The following is a 22,611-nucleotide window of genomic DNA, read 5'->3' as shown; positions in this document are numbered from 1 at the left end:
AGAGCAGATCCTCCTCGTGGAGATGGGTGGCAGCATCAACTGGATTTCCCTGCCTCAGTCGCTCACCAGCCGCTGCCGAGAGTGCTGGCGATCGTGCCAAGTGAGAGAAACGGTCTCCATCTGGCCAGGGATCCCACCTGGCGGCTCAACCAGCAGCTCCGTTACTGCAATAACCGCCGGCTCCTCGCCCAAAGCGTGTCGGCCTTCGCTCATCTCAGAGACTCCAGATATTGGCTGAGGTCTTCTTGCAGGCGGGAGAACTCCACTTCAATAGAAAGGCGCAATGCCCCTGTTTTCAACATTACTAACACCTTGGCGGCGTGGGGGCCGGGCCAGATATTGGGATTGCAGAACATCTCCAGGTACAAGTTTGGGGCGGCATGGTGAAACTCAATCGGCGCCTGGGGCTGGCGTTGGGGGCCGCTTGCCCCCACTTTGAGCCGCTCCACAAGGGTTTGCAAAGCCCTGTGCCACTCCCGCGCCCCCTCTGCCGAAAGCGGGAAGCTGGCCGACCCGGTTGCGAAGTTGAGGGCAAACTGAGGAGAATAGGTAGTCATAGAAGCCCGTACCTTCGGCAAGCATTCTCTGGAGGGCAGCGTTGGACAATAACAGTATCTTACGTCAGCTCTTACTAATGGGCGTGGGCACCACCGCTCTGCTCGCGGAGCAGTTGAAAAAGGCTGCTGACGAGCTGGTGCAGAAAGGTCAGCTCAAGCCAGAAGAGGCCTCCAACGTCATCAACAACCTGCTCAACCAGGTGAAATCCGAGCAGAGCAACCTGGAGTCTTACGTGCAGCGGCAGGTGCGCAACGTCCTGCAGGATTTGGGTGTTCCTCGCCAATCGGAAATGGACGAGCTGCGCGGGCGGCTGGATCGGCTGGAGCGGCAGGTGCGCAACCTGGAAAACCAAGTTTACCGCCGCTAGCCGAGCTGGATGGTTCGTTTCTGGCGCTTGGCTTGCCCCCTCGGCCAAGCAGAGTTGGGCAAGGGATCCCAGGCTATACCCTGCAAAACTCTGAAGCCAATTCCCAGCTTTTGAGTCCAGAAGGTCACTGCAATTCCCATGCCAAGCGAAGTTTTGACCATCACGGGCCGCGGGATCCCGCTGGTGGGCAACGACATCGACACTGACCGGATTATCCCGGCCCGTTTCTTGAAGTGCGTTACCTTTGAGGGCTTAGGCCAGCATGTATTTGCCGACGACCGGGCCCAGAATCCCGGCCAGCATCCCTTTGACCTGCCTCAGTACCAGGGGGCAGAGATCTTGCTGGTCAACGCCAACTTTGGCTGTGGCTCCAGCCGGGAGCACGCCCCCCAAGCCCTGGCCAAGTGGGGGATCCGCGCCCTCGTCGGCGAAAGCTTTGCCGAGATCTTTTTCGGCAACTGCCTGGCCTTGGGGATCCCCTGCGTCACGGCGCCCGCCAGCGTGATCCAAACCCTGCAAGGGGCGGTGGCCGAGAATCCACAGCTCCGGTTGACGCTGGATGTGCTCAACAAACAGGTGTGCTGGGAGGATAGAACCGCTGCTGTCGAGATCCCACAGGGGGCCTGGCAGATGCTGGTGCAGGGGACGTGGGATGCCACCGGACAATTGCTGGCCACCCGGGAGCGGATTCAAGAGGTAGCTGCTTCCTTGCCCTATTTGCGATGGCAGCGGGTCAGGTGAGCAGGTTTCTTCCCCCCACTACTCACCTGTGGCTGGGCAGCGCCGACCCCGATTTTCTGGATCTGGCGAGGCGGGAAATTGCGGCAGCGGATCCCGAGGCCGTCTTTCAGCCTTTGCCGGAGGCACCTGGCCTAGTGCGGGTGTGCAGCCAGCGCTCGTTTGCCGACCTTGCCCAGGCCTGGCAGGCTAACCCGCCCATTTTTTTGCGCCACATCTGCCCCATCCACCAAGAGCGACAGCTCGACGAGATCTCCCTGCTGCGCCTCGATCAAAACCTCTTGGCGGCCATCGACCCTGCCCTCAGCTTTTCGGTACAGACGCGCCGGTTTGGCAAGCTCAACGTCAAGCCCTTCCAGGTTAACGCAGCCCTGGCCGAACAGGTGATGGCGACGGTGGGATCCCCTCTGCAGGTCAAGGATCCCCAGCAGGTGATCTCGGTGGTGCTCCTGGCCAGCTCGACAGGGCTCCGGGCTTGGCTGGGCCTGTCGCTGGCGGCGCAAAACCTCTCCACCTGGGCCGGCGGCGTCCACCGCTTTCGCCGCGATCCCGACCAGATCAGCCGAGCGGAGTTTAAGCTGCTGGAGGCCATCCAGGTGTTTCGCGTCCCTTTGCAACCAGGGGGACGGGCCTTGGATCTGGGGGCGGCGCCGGGGGGCTGGTCGCGCATTTTGCGCCTGCATGGCCAGCAGGTGACGGCTGTGGATCCGGCGGAGCTGGACGAGCGCCTCCGCCACGATGCCGGCATTTGTCACCATCGCCTCAGCGCCCAAGCCTATCTGGCCCGCTGTCCAGGTCAGTTTCACCTCATCCTCAACGACATGCGCATGGATGGCCGTGCCTCTGCCCATCTGATGGCGGCTTTTGCCCCTCATCTGGAGCCGCAGGGGGCAGCCGTGATGACCCTAAAGCTCCCCCACCAGCATCGCCTGCGGGTGCTCCGCCAGACCCTAGACATCTTGGGCAGCGCCTTCCCGGTGGTGAGGGCGCGCCACCTGTTTCACAACCGCAGCGAAATTACCCTCTACCTGCAAAAAGGGATCCCGGCCCCTCACTCTTCCACCACCTGAATTTCCCGGCGCAGCACCTTCTCGCGAATGGACTCCAGCAAGCTCATCTCTTCCGGGGAGATTTTGCCATCGGCCCGGATGGCGGCGATGATTTGATCCACCTCGCTGCGGGTTAACTTCTTATCTTCCAGGGCTTGCTCCACCAGCACCTGCAGTTGGGAAAACTCCATAAAACCACTGCTCCTCTGGGCTTAACCGGTCTTCTCACTTCATCCAGGCTATCTGCGCCCATTCCGATCCCCGGCAGGCGCAAGATTCTCTTCAGGTCAGGTATTCTGAAGAAAATGTAAAAGCCTAGGAGAAAACGACCTCATGGCTGGCCCAACTCTCAAGAGCACTGAGCACGACTGCGCCACTCTTTGCCGAGATGGCTGTGTCTTGGGCGACGCCTGCCCCCACCGAGAGGCGGCTCGTCAAGCAGTGGCCTTCGTCATGAACACCGACTGGGAGACGCTGATGCGGATCGCCGAATCCAGGAACCTACCCAAGGATCCCCCCCAAGCAGAGGTGGATCCCCTGCAGTTTTTGGAGAACTACCGCCTGGGCGGCTAGCTAACAGCTCGGCAACAAATCCCAGTGCAGAATCCAGGTGCTTTGAGCCATACTAATTAAATGGGGTCGAATGCCTGGGTTGTATGGTTTGGCCCTGGGTTGTCTTCGGCTTGGTTCTCATTGCTGCCGAGCTGTTTTTGCCGGAGTTGGTGGCCGGGCCGGCGGGTGTGGCTGCCCTAGGGGCTGCTCTTTTGGCCTATTGGGGGTGGCCAGTTTGGGCCCAGTTCTCGGCCTGGATTGTGCTCTCCCTTGGGTTGATCGTTCTCAGCCGGCGTCTGCTGCCCTCTACTTCAACTCAGCTGGAAGATCTCCTGAAGGAATCGCGAGAAGCGCGGGCAGTTACGGCCATTCCGCCGGGCAAGCGGGGTCGGGTCTCCTATCTCGGCTCCACCTGGAATGCCAAGTGCAGCGTCCCCGACCTGGAGATCCAGCCTGGGCAAGAGCTCTACGTGGTCGATCGCCAAGGCAATACCCTGATCGTGATGCCGATGCAGATGCTCAAGTCTTGAGGGGGATCAGAGGCTTGGCTGCGACTCACTGGACAGGCTCTTTTGAAGAAACACCTGAGGAGTCGGGGAATCTCTGCGAAGGCGAACAAGAAGCTCGCCCTCAGTCCACCGTACTCGGCTACCCATCCCAACAGGTCTAGCAGGTTCTAAGTAGAAGATGCCGTTGGCGGTGGGGGGATAGAGGGCGGGGCTCCCGCGGTTTCTGGCTGAACGCTGGGGAGGCCTTCCCTACAGGCGGCGCAACAATTCCCAACAACAGGCCGGTATCGGTTTCGGCCCAGGCCTTCCCGCTCCCCTCGACAAGGCCAGCCAACCCAGATCTCAGCCGACGGCCACGCTCGCAGGGGAGCGCGGGATCCCTTGCAGCAGCCGCTCCATCTCCGCCTGCAAATCCTGGGTTAGAGCTTGTACGGCTTGCCGGCGGTTGGCCTGGTAGGCGGGCCAGCGCTCCGAAACCGAGAGGGGATCGCCGATGCTGAAACGGGCCAGCCGCGGCCCCAACCTGGGGGGGGCAGCGCCGACGGCGTTTTTGCCTTTGATCCAGGCCAACAGGTTCCACAGCCGCAGGGCGGTTTCGGCCAGTTCCTCCAAACTGGGTTGCTCCGGCAGGGGACGCACGGCAAACACCATCAGGGTCTCCACCAGGCGCATGTGCCAGAGGTGGAAGCTGGCCTCAGAGGCGACGCGATTGGCCAACCCCTTCTCCACAGCCGAAAGCGCCGCAATATCAGGGATATCTTCCCGGTAGATCCAGGCCCAGCCTGCCTGTTCGATGCGATGCCGCCGCTCGATCAAGTCTCCCTGGGGCTGCAGGCCAAAGTGCTGCTCGGCCACGCGCAGGGCCAGATCCGATAGGCTTTGCAGACGTGCCAACAGATCCCCTCCCCCTTTCAGGCTGACCCGCGCCGCGTCGGGCAAAGCTGGGGCGTAGAAGCGCTCGTAAAAACGCTCCATCACCTGAATCAGATGCTCGGCCAGGCGGAGCAGGCGGGCCATCAAAAACCCTTTGCCGACATGGGCCGAGCGCGTGGCCGGGAGCTTGCAATCCGCCTCCATGCGGCGGAGCAACCTGTCCAGCGCCAGGCTGGGATCCCTCAAGTAGGAGTAGCGGAGGCCCACCGGCAAGATCAGCACCTCCTCCGGGCGCCCCGCCTTGTGCAGATCCTCCACCGCCCAGAAACTCATTTGGGCCACCCCCGGCTCCAGCGGGTTGAGCAGCCCACTCATGCCGTTGATTGTCCCTTCGGGAGCCACCGCCAGGGGGTACGGGCCTGACACAAACTGCTCGCGAGAGCTCTTCAGCCCTGCCCGATCCAGACGGCCCCGCAAAATCGGGATCCCGCCCAGCCGGGGAAGCCCCCAGCGGCCAATGAAGCCCAGCCATAGGGGCAGGCCGCGGTCGTAGACAAACAAAACATGGGGACGCTGCCGCAGGCGGATCCCCTGTTGTCGAGCTACCTGAGGCAGAAGATGGGAAAACAGGTACATCAAGCAGGGGGGATCGTCGAGGGTGGGGTGGCGAAAGGCTACCAACAGGCGAATCTTGCCTGCCTCAAATTGCTGATAAAGCTGGGCCAAACGCTCGCCCCCCTCCACCTCAACGCGCGGGATCCCCTTGGCCCAGCGCAACCACAAGGGCAAACCCGCTTGCGCCAAACGAACTACCCAAGGCGTCAATCGCGGCGGCAGAAACTTGAGAGGAGGTTGAACAGTCTGGTACATAGGGATCTTCAGATCTAGGGTTGGCGAAGTCAATAAACCCAAGCTTCGGATCCCATCTTAAGGAGGGTTTGGAAGAGAGAAAGCCCTGCAGTGACAGTTTCTCAACTGGATTCCCTTGCCCAACTCCAGAAGAGGTTCAAGCTCCTGTTGTTTTTTTCCTGCGGCTCCGCGTCTTTTTGGGGGCAGCTTCTTCGTTCGAGGTTGAGTCCTCCATCACCTGACCGTTGAGCACTTGCTTGAGGTGAATGTGCTTATAGCCCAACTGAATCTCAAACTCATCGCCGGGCTTGAGATTCATTTTTTCGGTGTAAGCGGACCCGATGATGATCTGACCATTCTTGTGAACGCTCACGCGAAAGGTTGGCTCGCGACCGCGCCTGTCACGCTTGGCAGTTGGACTGAGGCTCAGACCTTTTGCCGCCAGCACCGCATCATAAAACTCATTTAAGTTGACGCGGAGCTTGTTGGTCTTGGTCATGGTTACGTAGCCACAGCGCTTTGCCGTCTCGCGGCGCGGAAGATGGCTCAACGCTTCTACCTTCTGCAGGAGAGCCTTTCCGGTTAAAGGTTGTGGTGGTATGTCCAACATTTTCTAATGCCCTACAGTCCTCTCCAGGATCATAACCTCCTGGCGTACTTCTGCAACCAAAAGTTGGGGACTCTTTTCGAGGCCACATTTTTCTCCTACTACTTGAAGTGGTTCTCTAAAGGAGAAAGGCTCTCCTCAATAGGCGTTCAATCGGTGTTCTTGCCGTGGTAAAAGGTGAGGGGGGAGCAGGGACTCAAGCGCGGAGGGGGGCTGCAGCTTTTGTTTTGATGGCGCCAAAGGCTAGAGAATCGGTATGGCTCTTCGGCGCGCTGGGTGCTTCGGCAGAGAGGCCAGAGGGATCCGCAGAATCGGGGGAAGAGAAGTGGGCCAGGCCAGGATTGGCGATGATAAAGTCGCGCCAACCAGACTAGATCTGTTCCTCCGATTCCCACCCCTCTGCCGCCCTAAACCCCCAAGACAGCTTCTCCGAACTTCAGCAAAAGGGGCTGGAGTTGTTTTGCACAACGGGTCGGAAAGATAGCCAAAGCAAGCCTGCGGCCCAATGCCATCACCTACAGGGCCGGTAAGGGATTTCGGGCTTCTCGGCGGGAGCCGGCGACGCCACGGGCGTTTTTTTTTCGCCGTTCGACGGGCGCGGGCGACGCAGGCCGCTAGCAGCCATTTCAAGACTGGCCGATGGCAGTAAGGGCTGGAGCGAAATGGGAGGGACAACTCAGCCGGATCCCAAGCGCTTGGCCACCTGGGAAGGAAGCTGGGCCAGCGGGATCCCCTCTAGGATCTCTGCCGCAAAGGCGTAGGTGAGGAGTTGCCTGGCCTGGGCTTGGGGAATGCCGCGGCTTTGCAGATAGAAGATCTCTTCCGCCTCCAGTTGGCTGACGGTGGCTCCGTGGGCGCATTTGACGTTGTCGGCAAAGATCTCCAGTTGGGGCCGGGTATCCACCCGCGCCTTGGGGCTCAACAGCAGGTTGCGGTTGGTCTGGGCGGCGTCTGTCAGTTGGGCTGCTTGGCTCACCAGGATCCGCCCGCTGAAGACCGCGCGGGCCGCCTCGTCCACGATGCACTTGTGCAGTTGGCGGCTGCTGCCGTGGGGCGCTTGATGGAGCAAGCGGGAGTGGGTGTCGCTGTGCTGGGATCCCTTCACCAGGGTCAGCCCCTGCAGCTGGGTGTGGGCCTGGGGCTCCACCTGGACAAGCTCCAGGTTGTGGCGGGAAAACTGGGATCCCCACTGGATGGCCTGCAGCCGGTAGTGGCTGTCGCGGCCCTGGCGCACGGCAGTCTGGTTGATGTGAAAAGCCTGGGATCCCTGCCGCTGCAGGATCACATGGTGTAGACGGGATCCTTCGGCCAGGGCGATCTCGGTAACAGCGTTGCCGAAGGGGATCCCTGCCCCCCACGAGACGTGGTCTTCGATGAGGGTGAGGGAGCTGTGGGCCTGCAAAGCCACCAGACAGCGGGGCTGGGCCAGAACCGCCTCTCCTTCAGAGGCCACCGTCACCCAGAGCAGGTGCAAGGGCGGCAAAACTTCCTGCTGGGGTGGCAGCTCGATTTGGATCCCGTCGGCCAGATGGGCGGTGTTGAGGGCGCTGAAGACATCGACCTTGGCGATGGTTTGCAACAATCCAGGGGCAGACTGGCTCAGAGGAGCTATTCGCAGGGCCGACGGCAGGCCGCTCAAGTCAGAAAGCTGGGGGGCAAAGTAGCCGTTGACGAACACCGCATAGCTGTGACGGCTCTCCGGCCACAGCCAGGGCTCCAGGGTGGCCCGCTCCAGACCCAGATCCCCAGGGCCGGCCAGGCGAAAGGCATGGGCCACTAGCGGCGAGAGGTCGCTGTATTTCCAGTCTTCCTCGCGGGGGGTGGGGATCCCCAGCTCCGCCAGTTGGGCGCGGGCCTGCTGCCTCAGGGTGGTATGGGGATCTTCTACCTCCGGGATTTGGCGGAGGAGGTGCTCCAGAAAGGAGTGGCCAAAGCGCTCAGCCCTCTCGGAGGGGTTGCTCATCGCGCCTCCTCCTTGAGCCAGTCGTAGCCCCGCTCTTCCAGCTCCAGCGCCAAGCTCTTGTCCCCGCTAAGGACAATGCGCCCCCCTTCCATCACATGCACATAGTCAGGGGTCACATACTCCAGCAGGCGCTGGTAGTGGGTAATGAGGAGTATGGCCTTCTCGGGGCCAGCTAGCTGGTTGATGCCCTGGGCAACGATGCGCAGCGCGTCGATGTCGAGGCCAGAGTCCGTCTCGTCCAAAATGGCCAGGGTCGGCTCCAGCACGGCCATCTGCAGGATCTCGTTGCGCTTTTTCTCGCCGCCAGAAAACCCCTCGTTGACGGGGCGCTCCAAAAAAGCGGGATCCATCTTGACAATGCTCAGCTTTTCCCGCACGAAGTCGTCAAACTCGAGGGGATCCATTTCCGGCTGATCCCGGTATTTCTGCCGGGCGTTGTAGGCAGCCCGCAGAAAATCCAAGTTGCTCACCCCCGCAATCTCAATGGGGTACTGAAAGGCCAAGAAGATCCCGGCCCAGGCCCGCTCCTCCGGCTCCATGGCCAAGAGATCCTTGCCCAAATAGAGGATCTCGCCCCCTGTTACCCGGTAGTCGGGGTGACCGGCCAAGATCTTGGAGAAGGTGCTTTTCCCAGAGCCATTGGGCCCCATGATGGCGTGGATCTCGCCGGCGCGGATTTCCAAGTTTACCCCCTTGAGGATAGGAGTGCCGTCGATCTCGGCCGTGAGATCGCGAACGGAGAGGATGACAGGGCTGTTTTCCCGGATCATGTCAGCAGTTGCTCTCGAATCGATGACAGCTTGGCGCCTAGGAGTTCCCCCCAGCGCCGCTCCCCAAAATCTAGCTGCGCCAGACCCCTCGGCAATGGACAACAGGCAGGATCCCTTGCCAAGGATCTAGCCAACGGATCCCTCTAGCTTCAGGCTCAGCAGCCGATCCGCCTCGACGGCAAACTCCATCGGCAGTTGGTTGAACACCTCGCGACAGAAGCCGCTGATGATCATGGACACGGCGTCTTCTGTGGAGATACCGCGCGACTGGAAGTAGAACAGTTGCTCTTCTCCGATCTTGGAAGTTGAGGCCTCGTGCTCGACCTTGGCGGTGTGGTTTTGCACCTCGATGTAGGGGAAGGTGTTGGCGCTGCACTGATCCCCAATCAACAGGGAATCACACTGGGAAAAGTTGCGGGCGCCCTCTGCCTTGGGCCCAATTTTCACCAGGCCGCGATAGCTGTTTTTCGAGTGCCCTGCCGAGATGCCTTTGGAGATAATTCTGCTGCGGGTGTTGCGGCCGATGTGGATCATCTTGGTGCCCGTGTCGGCCTGCTGGTAGTGGTTGGTGAGGGCCACTGAGTAGAACTCGCCCACCGAGTTTTCCCCCACCAACACACAGCTTGGATACTTCCAGGTGATGGCCGAGCCGGTCTCCACCTGCGTCCAAGAGATCTTGGAGTTGGCCCCCTGACAGAGGCCGCGCTTGGTCACAAAGTTGTAGATGCCGCCTTTGCCGTTTTCGTCGCCGGCATACCAGTTCTGCACCGTCGAGTACTTGATCTCGGCATTGTCCAGGGCGATCAGCTCCACCACCGCCGCGTGCAGTTGGTTGGTGTCGAACATGGGGGCTGTGCAGCCCTCCAGGTAGCTAACGTAGGATCCCTCGTCGGCAATGATCAGGGTGCGCTCGAACTGGCCCGACTCGCCGTTGTTGATACGAAAATAAGTGGAGAGCTCCATCGGGCAACGCACCCCTTTGGGCACATAGACAAAGGAGCCGTCGCTAAACACCGCCGAGTTCAGCGCCGCGTAGTAGTTGTCGGCAATGGGCACCACCGTGCCCAGGTACTTGCGCACCAGCTCAGGGTACTCCCGCAGCGCCTCCGACATGGAGCAGAAGATGATCCCTTCCTTGGCCAGCTTCTCCCGGAAGGTGGTGGCCACCGAGACGCTGTCGAAAATGGCGTCCACCGCCACGTTGGCCAGCCGCTTCTGCTCTGACAAAGGGATCCCCAACTTCTCAAAGGTTTCCAGCAGCACCGGATCCACTTCGTCCAGGCTTTTCTTCTTCTGCTGCACCTTGGGGGCCGAGTAGTAGACGATGTTCTGGTAGTCGATGGGGGGGTAGGTGACGTTTGGCCAGGTGGGCTCGCTCATCTTCAGCCACTGGCGGTAGGCCCGCAGCCGAAACTCCAGCATGAAGTCCGGCTCCCCCTTCTTGGCCCAAATTTGCCGGATGATGTCCTCGTTTAGGCCTTTGCCGATGGACTCAGAAGGGATGTCGGTAACAAAGCCGTACTTGTAGGGCTGGCTAATGAGGGTGCGGACGCTCGTAGACATGGATGGCTCTTGGTTAGGGACAGGGTCAAGACAGACGGCCAACTAAAACAACACGGTTGTTGCTTAACTAACCCTCAGGTTACTGTAGCAATGATCCCGTTGTCAAAGTAGCTGTGCTGGCAGCGGCAGCCGAGTGAACCCAGTCTAACCAGGAGGGCGAGGGTGGAGAGCGCGCACAAGATCACCGGGCGGTTCACGCAGCCCCTTTCCAGCAAGCAGGCCATCCTAGTCTATTTGCGCAAGGCGGGGCAGGCCACCGCCCAGACTCTGGCAGAGCACTTGGGCATTTCTCCCCAAGCCATTCGCCGCCACCTCAAGGATCTAGAGGCGGAGGGGCTGATCCACCACGTCGCTCAAGCCAGTGGCCTGGGCCGCCCCCAGCACTTCTATCAGCTTAGCCCCCAAGGGGAAGCGCAATTCCCCACAAGCTACGACGAGTTTGCCCTGGGCCTGCTCAATACGCTGGCCGAAACCCTGGGATCCGAACAGATGGGATCCCTGCTCCAGCAGCAGTGGCAGCGCAAAGCCCAAGAGTACCAAGCCCAGATGGGATGCGGATCCCTGGCCAAGCGGCTGGAGCGCTTGGTGCAGTTGCGCCAGGCAGAAGGCTACATGGCGGAGTACTACCCCTACCCCAACCACCTGGCTGCGGCCAGGGCAACAGAAGGCGCTGAGCAGTATGCCGAGCAATACGTATTGGTGGAGCACCACTGCGCCATCGCCCAAATTGCCCAGCGTTTTCCCAGCGTCTGCGGCCACGAGCTGGAGATGTTTGCCGCCGCCCTGCCCGACTGCCGGGTAGAGCGCCTCACCTGGCAGGTGAACGGAGAACACCAGTGCGGCTACTGGATTGCCAGGATGGGATCCCCTCCTAGACCCAGCCACGAGTAGCAGTAGGTGGCGGCTTCGGAAGACAGGCAAGAGCAGCTATAGCTCTGGCCGTGCAAGGGCCATGGGTCAGTTGGCTCAAGTCCGCCTTTGAGCAGTATTTCCTAGCCAAGATGCGCTGGGGGTGGGCGGTGCCTTGGTTTGAGCGCCTCAGTTTGCAGGGGGTGGGGCTCTCATAGAGCCCATCTCCAAGCCATTGGGAGATTTGGTCTTTCCTTAGCCTCTTTCTCTCGTCACTCTCAAGTTACGCCTTGGACACTTGCACTATGGAAACTCAAGTCGGCAGGTTGCACCAACAAAGGTTTTCCGGCTGGAGCTGGGGCCACCTGGGCTGGGCGCTGCTGTTCCTCTCGCTAGGGGGGCTGGGCGGCTGGCTGCTGGGATCCCAAAGCCGGCCCGGTCCAGGGGTAGCCGCTTCGGAGCTTCCCGTCAGCGAGACGGAGTCCTTGGAAACCGCCAAGGCCGCCCCGTTGGCCACGATGGAGGTCAAGCCTCGGGAAATCGGCCAAGAGCGGATTCTGGTGGGCAGCCTAGAGGCTGTGGAGCGCACCTCCCTCAGCAGCCGCATTGTGGGCCGAGTTCTGGAGCTGCCGGTTCAGGAGGGGCAGCAGGTGGCGGCCGGATCCCTGATTGCCCGTCTGGATGTCAGCGATGTGCAGGCCGCCCAGCAACAGGCCCAGGCCCAGCGGCAACAGGCTGAGGCGCAACTGCAGCAGGCCCAAGCAGGCCTTCTGGCCGCCCAGGCAGGGGTGAGGGGAGCGGAAGAAGCCTTGCGCCAGGTGCAAGCCCAGAAGCAGCAGGCGGAAGCGGAGCTGCAGGAGGCCCGTTTGCACCAAGAACGCATGCAGAAGCTGCACGCCGAAGGGGCCGTGGCCCAAGCCCAGGTGGATCAGGCCAATACGCGGGTAGCCGTGCTCTTGGGCCGGCTGGCCCAGCTCGAGGCCGGGATCCAGCAGGCCGAACAGGGATTGACCCAAGCGCGGGCCCAGCTTGCCCAGGCCAAAGGCCGGATCCCTGAGGTGCAGGCGGCCATGGCCCAGGCGCAGGCGGGGGTGGCACAAGCCCAAGCCAACCTGGCCTACGGAACCCTGGTTGCCCCCTTTGCCGGCGTCGTCACCCGCAAGTATGTGGAGGTAGGGGCTTTGGCGGGGCCGGGCCAGCCGATAGTGGAGCTAGAAAGCAGCGAGCGGCTGCGGTTTTCCGTGGCTGTGCCCGAATCGCTGGCCGGCCAGATCCGGGTGGGACAAGGGGTGCCCATCAGCATCGACAGCCTCAACCAAACCGTGGAGGGAGCCATTCGCCAAATCATCCCCAGCGCCGATCCCAGCTCGAGAACCGTGGAAGTCAAGGCGGAGATCCCTCCGCTCCCCGGAGCCATGCCGGGCATGCTGGGCCGTCTGAAGTTGGCAGGAGAAACCCGCCAAGCCCTGCTGCTGCCCCAGACAAGCCTGGTAGAACAGTTCGGCCTGACGGGCGTGTATCGGCTGGCGGACGGCAAGCCGCTGTTTACGCCGGTGGCGGTGGGATCCCGCTATGGGGATCTGGTGGAGATCCACGCCGGGCTGCAGCCTGGAGACGAGGTGATCCAGGAAGCGGCTGCCGTTCGGGCCGGATCCTTCTGAAGCCTGTTTTCTGGGACAGAAGCCCAGAGTCCTGCTGACTGTCTTGGTTTCCGCCGGGCTTGCGGGGCTTTCGCCGCTGCGGCCCTGTCAGGCTGAGGCAGCGGCAGGAAGTTCCTAGTTGCCCTGAAGCTTTTCTCCTCGCACCGCTTGCAACAGCGTCGCAGAGCGATGGCTACGGGGCGGGCAAGCCTCTTGAGCTGGGTGGGGGAAAGCCGTCCTCTGGGCTGCGCCCGGGGAACCCTGGGAGCGACCCAGAACCTGAGCCCGTCTTGGCAAATCCAGTTTCTTTTTGGGTATACTTCCGCTATACTCATCTCGTACAGATTCCGAGTTCCTTCCCCTGAAGATGATCTTGCGCGCTCCCTTTTTTGGCTACTTTACCTTTCCCTGGCAGCGACCAGGGCGGAAGGGTGGCGCGTAAACTATAAAGCCTAGGTTTACCTGAGTCAGTCCTGAAGCCCTGAGCCCAGTGCCAGGGCTTTTTTGATGGCTCGACAGCTCAATCCCTCACTTGCCCATCCCTTGGACACAATGAAGGACAGTTCTATGCCCCCCCAAACCGACAACTGCAACATCCAAGAGGTGACTCCCTTGATTGCCCCTGCTGCTGTCAAGGCCAAGCTGCCGCTGACGGAAACGGCAGCCCAAGTGGTGCTCTCCACGCGGCAGGCCATTCGCGACATCATCCACGGACGGGATCTCCATCGCCTGGTGGTGATCGTCGGCCCCTGCTCCATCCACGATCCGGAAGCGGCCTTGGAGTACGCCCACCGCCTCAAGCGGGTGGCCGACCGAACCCGCGAGCACCTGGTGATCGTGATGCGCACCTATTTTGAGAAGCCGCGCACCACCGTGGGCTGGAAGGGGTTGATCAACGATCCCCACCTGGATGGCTCCTGCGACATTGCCACCGGCTTGCAACTGGCCCGCTCCATCCTGCTGCAGATCAACGAGCTGGGCCTGCCCTGTGCCACCGAGATGCTGGATCCGGTGACCCCTCAATACACCGCAGACCTGGTGAGCTGGGCGGCCATCGGCGCCCGAACCATCGAAAGCCAGACCCACCGGGAAATGGCCAGCGGCCTCTCCATGCCCGTGGGCTTCAAAAACGGCACCGACGGGCGGCTGGAAATTGCCCTCAACGCCATCTTGTCTGCCAGCCACCCCCACAGTTTTCTGGGCATTGGCCAAGACGGCATGACGGCCTTGGTGAAAACCACCGGCAACCCGGATCGGCACATCGTGTTGCGCGGCGGCGGCGGCAGAACCAACTACGGCCCGGAAGATGTGGCGCGGGCGGCGTTGCTGATGAAGGATCAAGGGATCCCGCGCTCGGTGATGGTGGACTGCTCCCACGACAACTCACAGAAGGACTACCGCCGGCAGGGATCCGTCTGTCGGGCGGTGCTACAGCAGTACCAAGCGGGGCAGCGGGCCTTGATGGGGCTGATGCTGGAGAGCAACCTCAACCCGGGCAAGCAAACCTGGCAGGAAGGGGCGCCGCTCCAGTACGGCGTTTCCATTACCGACGGCTGCATTGGCTGGGAAGAGACCGAAGACCTGTTGCAGGAGATGGCGGCGGTCGTAGCAGGGAAAACCTTGGCTCTGAGCCATTGAGGCGGGGGCCAGCCTTCTGAAAAATCCCCGAACTCCCCTCTCCCTCTGGGAGAGGGGCCGGGGATAGGGACAACTGCTGCCAGAGCGTCAGACGGGATCCAAGACTTAGAAAGGGGTACGCCGGCAAAGCTAAGATCCGATTAACCCAGTTCCGTTCCCTGCTCCCGCAGCGGGCAGGGTGGGTCAACCTGGAAGCTGTTGATGCCTGAAACCTCTTCTGACCCTGTGCCGACGCTACAACTGGCCTCGCCGACTTCTGCGGCCTGGATCGACCAAGCCATTCGTCACCTCGACCTTATCTTGTTGGATCACGCCAACTGCGAGAAAAAAGCGGCGGGCAACGCCCTTAGTTTGCTGTTTCGCTACCCGGCCAACGGGCGGCTGGTGGAAGCGCTGTCGCCGCTGGCGCGGGAGGAGCTGCAGCACTTTGAGCGGGTGCATCGCCACCTGCAACGGCTGGGGATCCCGATCAGGCCCCTCTCGGCTGCTCCCTACGCCAGCCGTCTCAACCAGCACCTGCGCCGCTCCGAGCCGGAGCACCTTTTGGACGCTTTGCTGGTGGCCGCCATCATCGAGGCCCGCAGCCACGAACGCCTGGGCCTGCTGGGGATCCACGCCCCCGACCCGGAGCTGCGGCAGTTTTACCTCTGGCTGGCGGCGGCTGAAGAGCGGCACTGGCAGTTGTATCTAGACCTGGCGCTGGAGCAGTTCCCCGCTGACGAGGTGCAGGAGCGGCTGGACACCCTGCTGCAGGTGGAAGCGGAGATTTTATCGACCCTTCACCCTGAGCCTCGTGTCCACAGCTAACCCATCCCCTTCCCGCGCAACCCCCATGTTCCAGGCAACGCGGCGGTGGTTGGCCCTCTGGTACACCGTGGTAACAGGGGTGTTTTTGTTGCTGTTTGCCGGCAGCTTCTACTGGTATGTGCAGTCAACCCTGATCGAGCGGGTGGACGACACGCTGGGCCATGTGGTGGAAATTGTCGAGCGCTCCCTGGTGGTGGACGAGAGCCTCTTGGATCCACAGCAGGCCCGCCAGAGCTTAGAGGCCAGCTTTCGGGATGATCCCAGCACCCTGGAGGACGACCACATCGACCTGGAGTGGTTTGATCCCCAGGGATCCCTCATCTGGTCCACGGTGCCCGGCGGCATCCCTGCCCCCCTGCTGACCGAGGGATCCCTGCACACCGCCCGCATCGCGCCTGGGTATTGGCTGCGCCAGTTCACCGAGCCGATCCTGGCCGGTGGGAAGCTGCTGGGGTATTTGCGGGTCAGCCACCCCTGGTTTGAGGTGAGCAAGCCGACACGCCAGCTCATTCGGGATCTCAGCCTCTGGGTAGTGGCCAGTTTGGCCTGTGTGGGGGGAATCGGCTGGCTGCTCTCCGGTTTGGCCATGCAGCCCATCCGCCAGTCTTACCAGCAGCTCAAGCAATTTACCGCCGATGCCTCCCACGAGCTGCGCAGCCCCTTGGCCAGCATTCAAACCACGGTACAGGTGGCTTTGGCCGATCCGCACCTGGACGCCGACACCCGCCAGCGCTGGCAGATGGTGGAGCGGCTGTGTTTGCGGCTGGGCCGCCTGGTGGACGACCTGCTGTTTCTGGCCCGCCACGACAGCGGCATGGTGCCTTTCCAGCCCCGCTGCTGTGCGCTGGATGCTCTGCTGCTGCAGGTGGTAGAGGAGTTGCAAGGGCTGGCCAACCAGAAAGGGATCCACCTCAAGCTGGACATTGTCACCCCCGACGAGGAAGCAGAGGGCTATCCCTTCGCCTTTTGGGGAGATGAAGACCTGTTGGCCCGCCTGTTCACCAACCTGATCGAAAACGCCCTTCTCCACACTCCCTCTGGCGGCGAGGTGCAGGTGCGCCTTAGGCAGCGGCTGCGCTCCGGATCCCCAGAACTGGTGCTTCAGGTGCAAGATAGCGGGCCGGGGATCCCACCCCAGGCGCTGCCCCACCTGTTCGACCGTTTCTACCGGGTGGATCCGGCCCGCAGCGGGGATCCCAATCGGCGGTCGGGATCGGGTTTGGGGCTGGCCATTGTCAAAAGCATCGCCGAGCAGCATCGGGGGCAGGTGCAGGTGGAGAGCGAGGTGGGGCAGGGATCCACCTTTGAGGTGATTTTGCCCCAGCGACAATTGGAAACTTGCACTCCAGAAACCCTCTGAAAGTGCTCCAGAAAACAGACAATTCTTGGACAGTATGTTAAGTTCAAGCTAAATTTCAATTGTTCTTTACTTAGAGAGCTTTACTTTGGGGCTTTAGGTCTTTTTTGTGGCCTTCTGTGTTTTCTGTTTGCGGATCTGGGAACTTCTTTTTTTTAAAACTCAGGATAGGCCAGACAAGGCGGAACTGGATCGCAGCTTTTGTTTTCTCTTACCAGTTGTCGGCAGGGTAATAAGCCAACTGATCAAGCCTGTCTATCTACCGGCAAATCCAGAATAGGTTCCTCTCCCTCTCCTTCGGAAAATGTATCGCTTTCAAGTTCGCGCCACCACTCAGCCCGGCGATCGAATTGCCCTGGTGGGATCCAGCCCTCAACTGGGCGCCTGGGATCCCTGCCGCTGTGTTTGGCTGCAGACGGATCCCGATCGCTACCCGCTCTGGTGGGTGGAGTTGCCATTAGGCCCGGCAGATGGCACTTCTAGCCCACTGTCCTCTGGGGAGGGACTCGAAGAAACCCCTCGACTGGAGTACCGGTACCTGCGCGTTCAGGCCGATGGCGAAGTTATTTGGGAAGCCGCCGATAGGAATCGCTGGGTGCCGCTTGAGCCGGAACCTTTGCCGGCAGTTTTGATCGTGGAAGATGGCGAGTTTGGCCGGATCCCTTTCTATCCATACGGCTATTTTGCCTTGCCGGTGAGCGAGCCTGAGCCCGAAGATTGTCCGGGACTGAAGATAGTCGTCTTGGGCAGTTCGGTGGCCCTGGGGTGCAGCGCCTGGCTGTTGCGAGGATGGGCCTGGCTGTTGCAGAAAGCTCTACGAGAACGCTATGGCCATCAAGTGCGGAACCTCTCCGAATTGGGGGCAAACGTCAGCCGAACCCTGGCCCGATTTGAGCAGGTGGTGATCCCTGAACATCCCGATGTCGTTATTGTTGCCTTGTCTTTGGGAAATGAAGGCTTGGCCACGGCTCTGCCGGAGCATCGCCGTGCCGTCCAAAGGCGGTTTGAAAACGGCCTGCAGCGGTTAATTCAGCGAATTCAAGACATTGGAGCCTTGCCAGTTTTGGGAGGGGTTTACCCCCATGCAGACTACGGCCTAGAACAGCATCTGCTTTTGCAGGAAACTCAGCAAAGGATGCTCAGTTGGGGATGCCCCGTGTTCAACTGGCTGCCCATCTTAGACGATGGCCAGGGGCGCTGGAAGCCAGATCTGGCTTTTGACGCGGCCCACCCTAATACCAAGGGGCACCAACTCATGTTTGCGGCTATTGACCTCTCGATTTTTGATCCCAACACTGTGAAGTCAGCCCCCCTAAAGCTGGCATCATCCAAAGAAAAGCTGATTTTTGAGGATCCCTCTGGCTTTTGGGCGGCCTTGGAGGGTCAGAATCGATTCCACCTTGTTAATATTACTCCTTATGATTACACCTTGACACCGACTTGGCAATCTTTACAAGCTGCTTTTCAAGAAGCTCGACTACAGCCAGGCTTATATATTGGTAAAAGCGGTGAGAAAGGGCAAGATCAACCTTTGTACTCCCTCTCCATTCATGAGAATGGCTTGATTCAAACAACCCTTTCCATTCCCCCAGATGCCGACCTTGTCTTTTCTCCGGCAGCCGATTTTTTCTCTCCGGAATCCTCAGAAATAGTCTTTAGTGACGGGACTCTAACACTCCTCAAACTTAGCTACCCATCCGCCGGCTTGGATCCCAAGCCCCGCCTGTGTGTGATTAACCAAAGCAGCTATGAGTACAACATCCACCCTATGTGGAAAGAAGTGCGGGCTGCCCTCAAAGCTCTGCCAACAGGCGTTTATGAGGATCCCCTCTATCGCGATGCTCCCTTTCGCACGTTGATGATTGGAGAGGGGGGGTTGGAAAGCCGGGTCAAGGCTGCTCCCAACTCGGTCATGCTATTGGAATACACATGCGCCTTATCTGATATTCATCGCGTTGCTGTTGTTCCCCTGGGGGATCGCTGTGCGGTGCGGATGCTGCTCTACAAGTTGGAATACGACGGGCCTGCCTTTCCGTTTGATCTAACCCGCACCAGCAACCTAGCGGATGTAGCCGATATGATCCACCACGAGTTTCAGGGCATGTGGGATCCGCAATATTTGCACTACAGCCCTGAAGACAGGCGAATTTATCACAGCAAGTGGACAGGTCTTTCTTTCGGCCATGAGGTGGAAGAGGGGGAAGACCCCCTGCAGAATATGAATCCAATCCATGAGCGGATGCGGACTCGTTATACAGCTCGCGCCAAGCGCTTTCTATATGTCTTGGAAAAGGCGGACAAGATCTTGTTCGTGCGCACAGGCGGCTGTCAGCGGGGCGCGGTGATCGACTTGATGGATAAATTGTCCGCTAAGCGAAAGGGCAAGCCCTTCCTACTCCTTATCATTTCCCCTCAGCCTTCAGAGGAGTTTGCCGGGATCCCCAATGTCATCCACTACGATATGGAGTTCAACCCCGACCGCATGTGTGCGGATCCCGAGCATTGGCGGTACTGCACAGAGATCATGAGAGAGATCCTCCATTCTCTGGGAGTTTCCAGCCGCAATCTTTTCTGGTGTCCTCCCCAGCCGGCTTAATTGCCTGAGATCCTACCTAGAATGCGATGCCGGTAGGATCCTGCTCTGCCCTACCTCAGCGGTGTTTGCTTGGCACAGAAAGAGCATCAGCCCAGAGGATCAGCCTTGCTTGTAGGTTTAGCCAAATCCCATCGTTCATTCGCAATAAAAATACGATATACAAGCCCAATATAAACAAAATGCACAAGTTCCCTAACCATTTGTAGGTCTGGATAATTTGGTCGGCACTCCAGCCAAAATCATCAACCAAGCGGTTCATATCCCCACCAGCATCCCCCTGGCCACACAGCAGAGTTCCCCACGGGATCGGAGCTAGCCCTTTTTGGATTCTGTGCCATTGCCAAAAGCTTCTCCAGAGGCTGCTGGCTGCAACTCCCAGAACGACGAATCGCCAAAAGTCCCACCGCCAGCGATCTGGCAAGCGAAGATAAAAGCAGGCCATCAAGAAGGTGCTGATGTAAAACTCGCCGCCCACGCCGCCAAAGGTAATTAGCATTTCTTTGGTGCGATTGGGCATTAGCCAGGTCATATAAAACTGCAGCAGCGCAAGAACAACAACCAATGCCTGTAGCCATCGAATCCGCTCCTTGCGGGTCGACCAGAATAGCAAGCTCAGCAAAAAGAGGATCCCAAAGTACACAAAGGGATCCTTTTCCGGACTGATGCTGGTCCAGCCAAAAGGTAAGGGCAAAGCTCGATGCCCGCTCCACCAGGCAATGCTGGCATGGCCCAGCTCGTGAATCCAAATGTGCCAAGGCAAATGTAACAACTCCAATAGGGCAATGCTGTTTACCAGCAGGGCTACCACAAATGCAACTGGGTAAGCCCAGATATTTATCGCCCAGCTATCAAAAGAAAACCGATCCCATCGCTTTTGGGATCTCAAACGCAGGCTGCGCTGCCAAAGCAACTGAGAGCCACAGAAAGCGCGGATTTCCAATTGCTCTAGGCGTGGAATCCGCAGTTGCTTCACCATCAAAAACAGCCGGGCCACAACAACCGGCGGAGAGGGGCTTTGGGACGGGGATCCCAGCAGGTCGATGCGCAAGGTGTTGTCGGCAAGATACACTTGCGCGGGCCAGCGCCACTTCAGGAGCTCTGCCCGAACCACCCGCAGGATCGCTTGGCTGTCCCCAGCGCGGGCCAGGGGGAGGGGATCAGGTAGGGGGGACATCCACACTCCAGAGGCAGGACGAGGATCCCTACCCATTGTGGCCTGGGCCGACTGGCAACGGCGAAATTGCGCTCCCTCTCAGGCCGCTCTGGGGGGAGCTTGGTATAGTTGAGGGCAGCAGGTGTGCCGGAGTGGGTGCAATTCATGCCTGGATTGGAACGGGAGCCCAAACTGTCTAGGCAGAGCTCTCTGTGGGGGGCAACGCTGCTGCTGGGCTTGGCCGGAGCAGGTTTATTTTCCCCCTTGCCCGCTCAAGCAGAGCTGACCGCCGTTCCTGGCTTGTCTCGCATCGAGAGTTGGCACTACGACCCGCAGCGGGGATGGCTAGAGGTCAACACCCAGGGAGAGGTGCGTCCTTTTCTGTTTGTGCTGCAAAACCCTTCTAGGGTAGTGCTGGATTTTCCCAACACTCTCTTTGGGCGGGAGCCCCAAACCCAGACCTTTCCGGGGCGGGTTACCTCGTTGGAGATCAAACAGTTCACCCCAACGATCACTCGCTTTGTGCTGCACCTGCAGCCGGATCAGCCTCTCAGCCTCGACCAACTGCAACTGCTCACGGCTGGTCCCTCCCGCTGGGCTGTCCAGTTCCTCCAACCCGAGCAGCCCTTGCCCGCAGCAGCACCGCTATTTCCCTCGGCAGCCGGCCCCAGGGATCCCATCTCACCGTCCCCGCCGCTGCCCCGCCGCCCCGAAGCCAGCCCACTCTCTCCTCCTGCAACCTCCCCTTCCAGCCATCGGATCTTGGCCATTTCTCCGCAAGCGGAGGGCTTTTTCATCCGCACTCAGGGTAGCCCTTCCACCACGGTGCGGCGCATCCTCGATCCGGATCGAGTGGTGGTGGATTTTCTCAACACCACCCTCAGCCCCGCCCTCACCCAGCGGGTCTATACCGTCAACCGCCTGGGGGTTTCGCGGCTGCGGGTGGGGCAATTCGAGCCCACCATCGCCCGCGTGGTCTTGGATGTGGATCCTTCCAGTGGCGACTGGGAGGCCCGCTACGACCCGCAGCAGGGAGGAATCTGGATCCAGCCCGCCGGGGGTGCTGCCCAGGCCAGCCTTCTGCCCGATCTCAGCTCTGCCGACTCCCAAGGGCCCCTGGCTACCTTGCGCTCTGTGGAGCTGCGGGGGAATCAGCTCATCATCAGCGCCGATGGGTTCATGTTCTACCGGGCCGGCTGGGATCCGGAAAGCGGCGGCTACCGCATCAACGTGGCACCGGCCCGCCTACCCGAGTCCTTGCCGGATCCCGGCTTGCCAATTGGAGGGCCGGTGCAGCGGATCCGCTTTGTGCAGGAAGATGCCCGCACGGTCAGCATTCTGGTGCAACCTGCCGAAGAGTTCAACGTCTTTGAGCCCAATCCCGGCCAGGGATCCCGCCGCATCACCCTGGAGCTGCGCCCCCTCCACGCTCCGCCGTCCGCACCCCAGCCGCAACCGCCTGCCCAAGCTTCCCTTCCTTCCCGCCGGGGCCGGACGGTCATCGCCATCGATCCAGGCCACGGCGGACGGGATCCCGGTGCCATTGGGGTGGGTGGGATCCAGGAAAAGGACATCGTGCTCTCCGTTTCCCACCAGGTACGACACCTGTTGCAAGAGCGGGGGTATGAGGTGGTGATGACCCGCACCGACGACCGGGAAGTGCTGCTGCAGCCGCGGGTGGATATGGCCGTGCAGGCCAACGCCACTCTGCTGGTGAGCATCCACGCCAATGCTCTAGAGCGCTCCAGCATCCACGGCATTGAGACCTACTACCTGCGGCCCGACAGCGCCGAGCTGGCTGTGGTCTTGCACCGCAGCTTGGTGAGGGCCAGCGGCGCCGCCGACCGGGGGGTGCGACGGGCCCGCTTCTTCATGGTGCGGGAAACGCCGGTGGGCATGCCTTCGGTGCTGCTGGAGCTGGGGTATGTAACCAACCCAACCGAAGGGCGAAAGTTGGCTACCCCCGAATACCAGGCCATTTTGGCGCGGGCCATTGCCGAGGGCATCGAGGCCTTTCTGCGTAGCCGCCAAAGATAGGGACTCGGTCGGATCTTTGGTTTGAGCCGTTCGCCCCTACGGCCCACTCCGTGAAGGGACGAAGTCCCAGGGTAGGGAAGCTGTCGCCGAGACTCTCGGAAGCAGGGTAGGATACAGCAGCTTCAGCCAAGGTGTT

The 22,611-nt window shown here is 60.5% G+C and carries 22 protein-coding genes; 13 read left to right on the top strand and 9 right to left on the bottom strand.

Features of this window, described 5'->3' with window-relative positions:
* Positions 1-54 precede the first annotated feature (54 nt).
* Entirely contained in the window at positions 55-213 is a 159-nt protein-coding gene (locus NW855_RS01070) for a hypothetical protein (protein ID WP_011431018.1), read from the bottom strand.
* Entirely contained in the window at positions 210-557 is a 348-nt protein-coding gene (locus NW855_RS01065) for a hypothetical protein (RefSeq protein ID WP_011431017.1), read from the bottom strand. Before NW855_RS01065 ends, NW855_RS01070 begins: the two co-directional genes overlap by 4 nt.
* A 41-nt stretch (positions 558-598) precedes the next feature.
* On the opposite strand from NW855_RS01065, the gene NW855_RS01060 reads away from it, so the two are divergent.
* The 3 genes from NW855_RS01060 (at position 599) to NW855_RS01050 (ending at position 2,733) form a co-directional block, all read left to right on the top strand.
* Positions 599-925: a phasin family protein gene (locus tag NW855_RS01060; RefSeq protein ID WP_011431016.1), complete on the top strand. Its 327-nt coding sequence runs from the start codon at positions 599-601 to the stop codon at positions 923-925.
* Positions 926-1,063: 138 nt separating this feature from the next.
* Positions 1,064-1,666, top strand: a complete 603-nt coding sequence (gene leuD / locus NW855_RS01055) for a 3-isopropylmalate dehydratase small subunit (protein WP_414402452.1) — start codon at positions 1,064-1,066, stop codon at positions 1,664-1,666.
* On the top strand, positions 1,663-2,733 hold the full coding sequence (locus tag NW855_RS01050; RefSeq protein WP_011431013.1) for an SAM-dependent methyltransferase: 1,071 nt from the start codon (positions 1,663-1,665) through the stop codon (positions 2,731-2,733). The genes leuD and NW855_RS01050 overlap by 4 nt, the downstream gene beginning before the upstream one ends.
* Here NW855_RS01050 and NW855_RS01045 read toward each other — a convergent pair.
* Complete coding sequence (locus NW855_RS01045; RefSeq protein WP_011431012.1) at positions 2,715-2,903, bottom strand: hypothetical protein; 189 nt, start codon at positions 2,901-2,903, stop codon at positions 2,715-2,717. The two genes, NW855_RS01050 and NW855_RS01045, sit on opposite strands and share 19 nt — an antisense overlap.
* A 142-nt stretch (positions 2,904-3,045) precedes the next feature.
* On the opposite strand from NW855_RS01045, the gene NW855_RS01040 reads away from it, so the two are divergent.
* Positions 3,046-3,285, top strand: a complete 240-nt coding sequence (locus tag NW855_RS01040) for a hypothetical protein (RefSeq protein ID WP_011431011.1) — start codon at positions 3,046-3,048, stop codon at positions 3,283-3,285.
* Between the two features lie 83 nt (positions 3,286-3,368).
* Positions 3,369-3,794: an NfeD family protein gene (locus NW855_RS01035; RefSeq protein ID WP_011431010.1), complete on the top strand. Its 426-nt coding sequence runs from the start codon at positions 3,369-3,371 to the stop codon at positions 3,792-3,794.
* A 321-nt stretch (positions 3,795-4,115) separates the two neighbouring features.
* Here the strand turns inward: NW855_RS01035 and NW855_RS01030 are convergent, their stop codons facing one another.
* From NW855_RS01030 to sufB, 5 genes are all read right to left on the bottom strand, one after another.
* Positions 4,116-5,516: a 1-acyl-sn-glycerol-3-phosphate acyltransferase gene (locus NW855_RS01030; protein WP_011431009.1), complete on the bottom strand. Its 1,401-nt coding sequence runs from the start codon at positions 5,514-5,516 to the stop codon at positions 4,116-4,118.
* A gap of 136 nt (positions 5,517-5,652) precedes the next feature.
* Positions 5,653-6,105 (bottom strand): AbrB family transcriptional regulator, encoded by a 453-nt coding sequence (locus tag NW855_RS01025; RefSeq protein WP_011431008.1) that lies wholly within the window; start codon positions 6,103-6,105, stop codon positions 5,653-5,655.
* A gap of 673 nt (positions 6,106-6,778) precedes the next feature.
* Positions 6,779-8,065, bottom strand: a complete 1,287-nt coding sequence (sufD, locus tag NW855_RS01020; protein WP_099812916.1) for a Fe-S cluster assembly protein SufD — start codon at positions 8,063-8,065, stop codon at positions 6,779-6,781.
* Positions 8,062-8,835 carry a Fe-S cluster assembly ATPase SufC gene (gene sufC, locus NW855_RS01015; protein ID WP_414508265.1) on the bottom strand — a complete coding sequence of 258 codons (774 nt, stop codon included), beginning with the start codon at positions 8,833-8,835 and terminating at the stop codon, positions 8,062-8,064. Before sufC ends, sufD begins: the two co-directional genes overlap by 4 nt.
* A 126-nt stretch (positions 8,836-8,961) precedes the next feature.
* Positions 8,962-10,398 carry a Fe-S cluster assembly protein SufB gene (sufB, locus tag NW855_RS01010; protein WP_414346244.1) on the bottom strand — a complete coding sequence of 479 codons (1,437 nt, stop codon included), beginning with the start codon at positions 10,396-10,398 and terminating at the stop codon, positions 8,962-8,964.
* A gap of 162 nt (positions 10,399-10,560) precedes the next feature.
* On the opposite strand from sufB, the gene sufR reads away from it, so the two are divergent.
* The 7 genes from sufR to NW855_RS00975 all read left to right on the top strand — a co-directional run bounded on the left by sufR (position 10,561) and on the right by NW855_RS00975 (position 19,285).
* Positions 10,561-11,289, top strand: a complete 729-nt coding sequence (gene sufR, locus NW855_RS01005) for an iron-sulfur cluster biosynthesis transcriptional regulator SufR (protein WP_011431002.1) — start codon at positions 10,561-10,563, stop codon at positions 11,287-11,289.
* Positions 11,290-11,339: 50 nt separating this feature from the next.
* Positions 11,340-11,465: a hypothetical protein gene (locus NW855_RS01000; protein WP_255322479.1), complete on the top strand. Its 126-nt coding sequence runs from the start codon at positions 11,340-11,342 to the stop codon at positions 11,463-11,465.
* Positions 11,466-11,552: 87 nt separating this feature from the next.
* Positions 11,553-12,908: an efflux RND transporter periplasmic adaptor subunit gene (locus NW855_RS00995; protein WP_099883714.1), complete on the top strand. Its 1,356-nt coding sequence runs from the start codon at positions 11,553-11,555 to the stop codon at positions 12,906-12,908.
* A 546-nt stretch (positions 12,909-13,454) separates the two neighbouring features.
* Positions 13,455-14,525 carry a 3-deoxy-7-phosphoheptulonate synthase gene (locus NW855_RS00990; protein ID WP_011431000.1) on the top strand — a complete coding sequence of 357 codons (1,071 nt, stop codon included), beginning with the start codon at positions 13,455-13,457 and terminating at the stop codon, positions 14,523-14,525.
* Positions 14,526-14,726: 201 nt separating this feature from the next.
* Positions 14,727-15,332 carry a tRNA-(ms[2]io[6]A)-hydroxylase gene (locus NW855_RS00985; RefSeq protein ID WP_011430999.1) on the top strand — a complete coding sequence of 202 codons (606 nt, stop codon included), beginning with the start codon at positions 14,727-14,729 and terminating at the stop codon, positions 15,330-15,332.
* Positions 15,333-15,357: 25 nt separating this feature from the next.
* The gene (locus tag NW855_RS00980) at positions 15,358-16,692 is read left to right on the top strand and encodes a sensor histidine kinase (protein WP_011430998.1); all 1,335 of its coding nucleotides are present in this window, start codon (positions 15,358-15,360) and stop codon (positions 16,690-16,692) included.
* A 301-nt stretch (positions 16,693-16,993) separates the two neighbouring features.
* Positions 16,994-19,285, top strand: a complete 2,292-nt coding sequence (locus NW855_RS00975; protein ID WP_414508264.1) for a DUF1796 family putative cysteine peptidase — start codon at positions 16,994-16,996, stop codon at positions 19,283-19,285.
* 55 nt (positions 19,286-19,340) lie between these two features.
* Here NW855_RS00975 and NW855_RS00970 read toward each other — a convergent pair whose 3' ends face one another.
* Positions 19,341-20,261: a hypothetical protein gene (locus tag NW855_RS00970; protein ID WP_240527338.1), complete on the bottom strand. Its 921-nt coding sequence runs from the start codon at positions 20,259-20,261 to the stop codon at positions 19,341-19,343.
* A gap of 342 nt (positions 20,262-20,603) precedes the next feature.
* Between NW855_RS00970 and NW855_RS00965 the strand changes: the two genes are divergently transcribed.
* Complete coding sequence (locus tag NW855_RS00965) at positions 20,604-22,475, top strand: N-acetylmuramoyl-L-alanine amidase (protein ID WP_414508263.1); 1,872 nt, start codon at positions 20,604-20,606, stop codon at positions 22,473-22,475.
* Positions 22,476-22,611: the final 136 nt, after the last annotated feature.

This window comes from Synechococcus sp. RC10B2, assembly GCF_047502635.1.
This window is presented reverse-complemented; position numbering and strand designations above follow the sequence as displayed.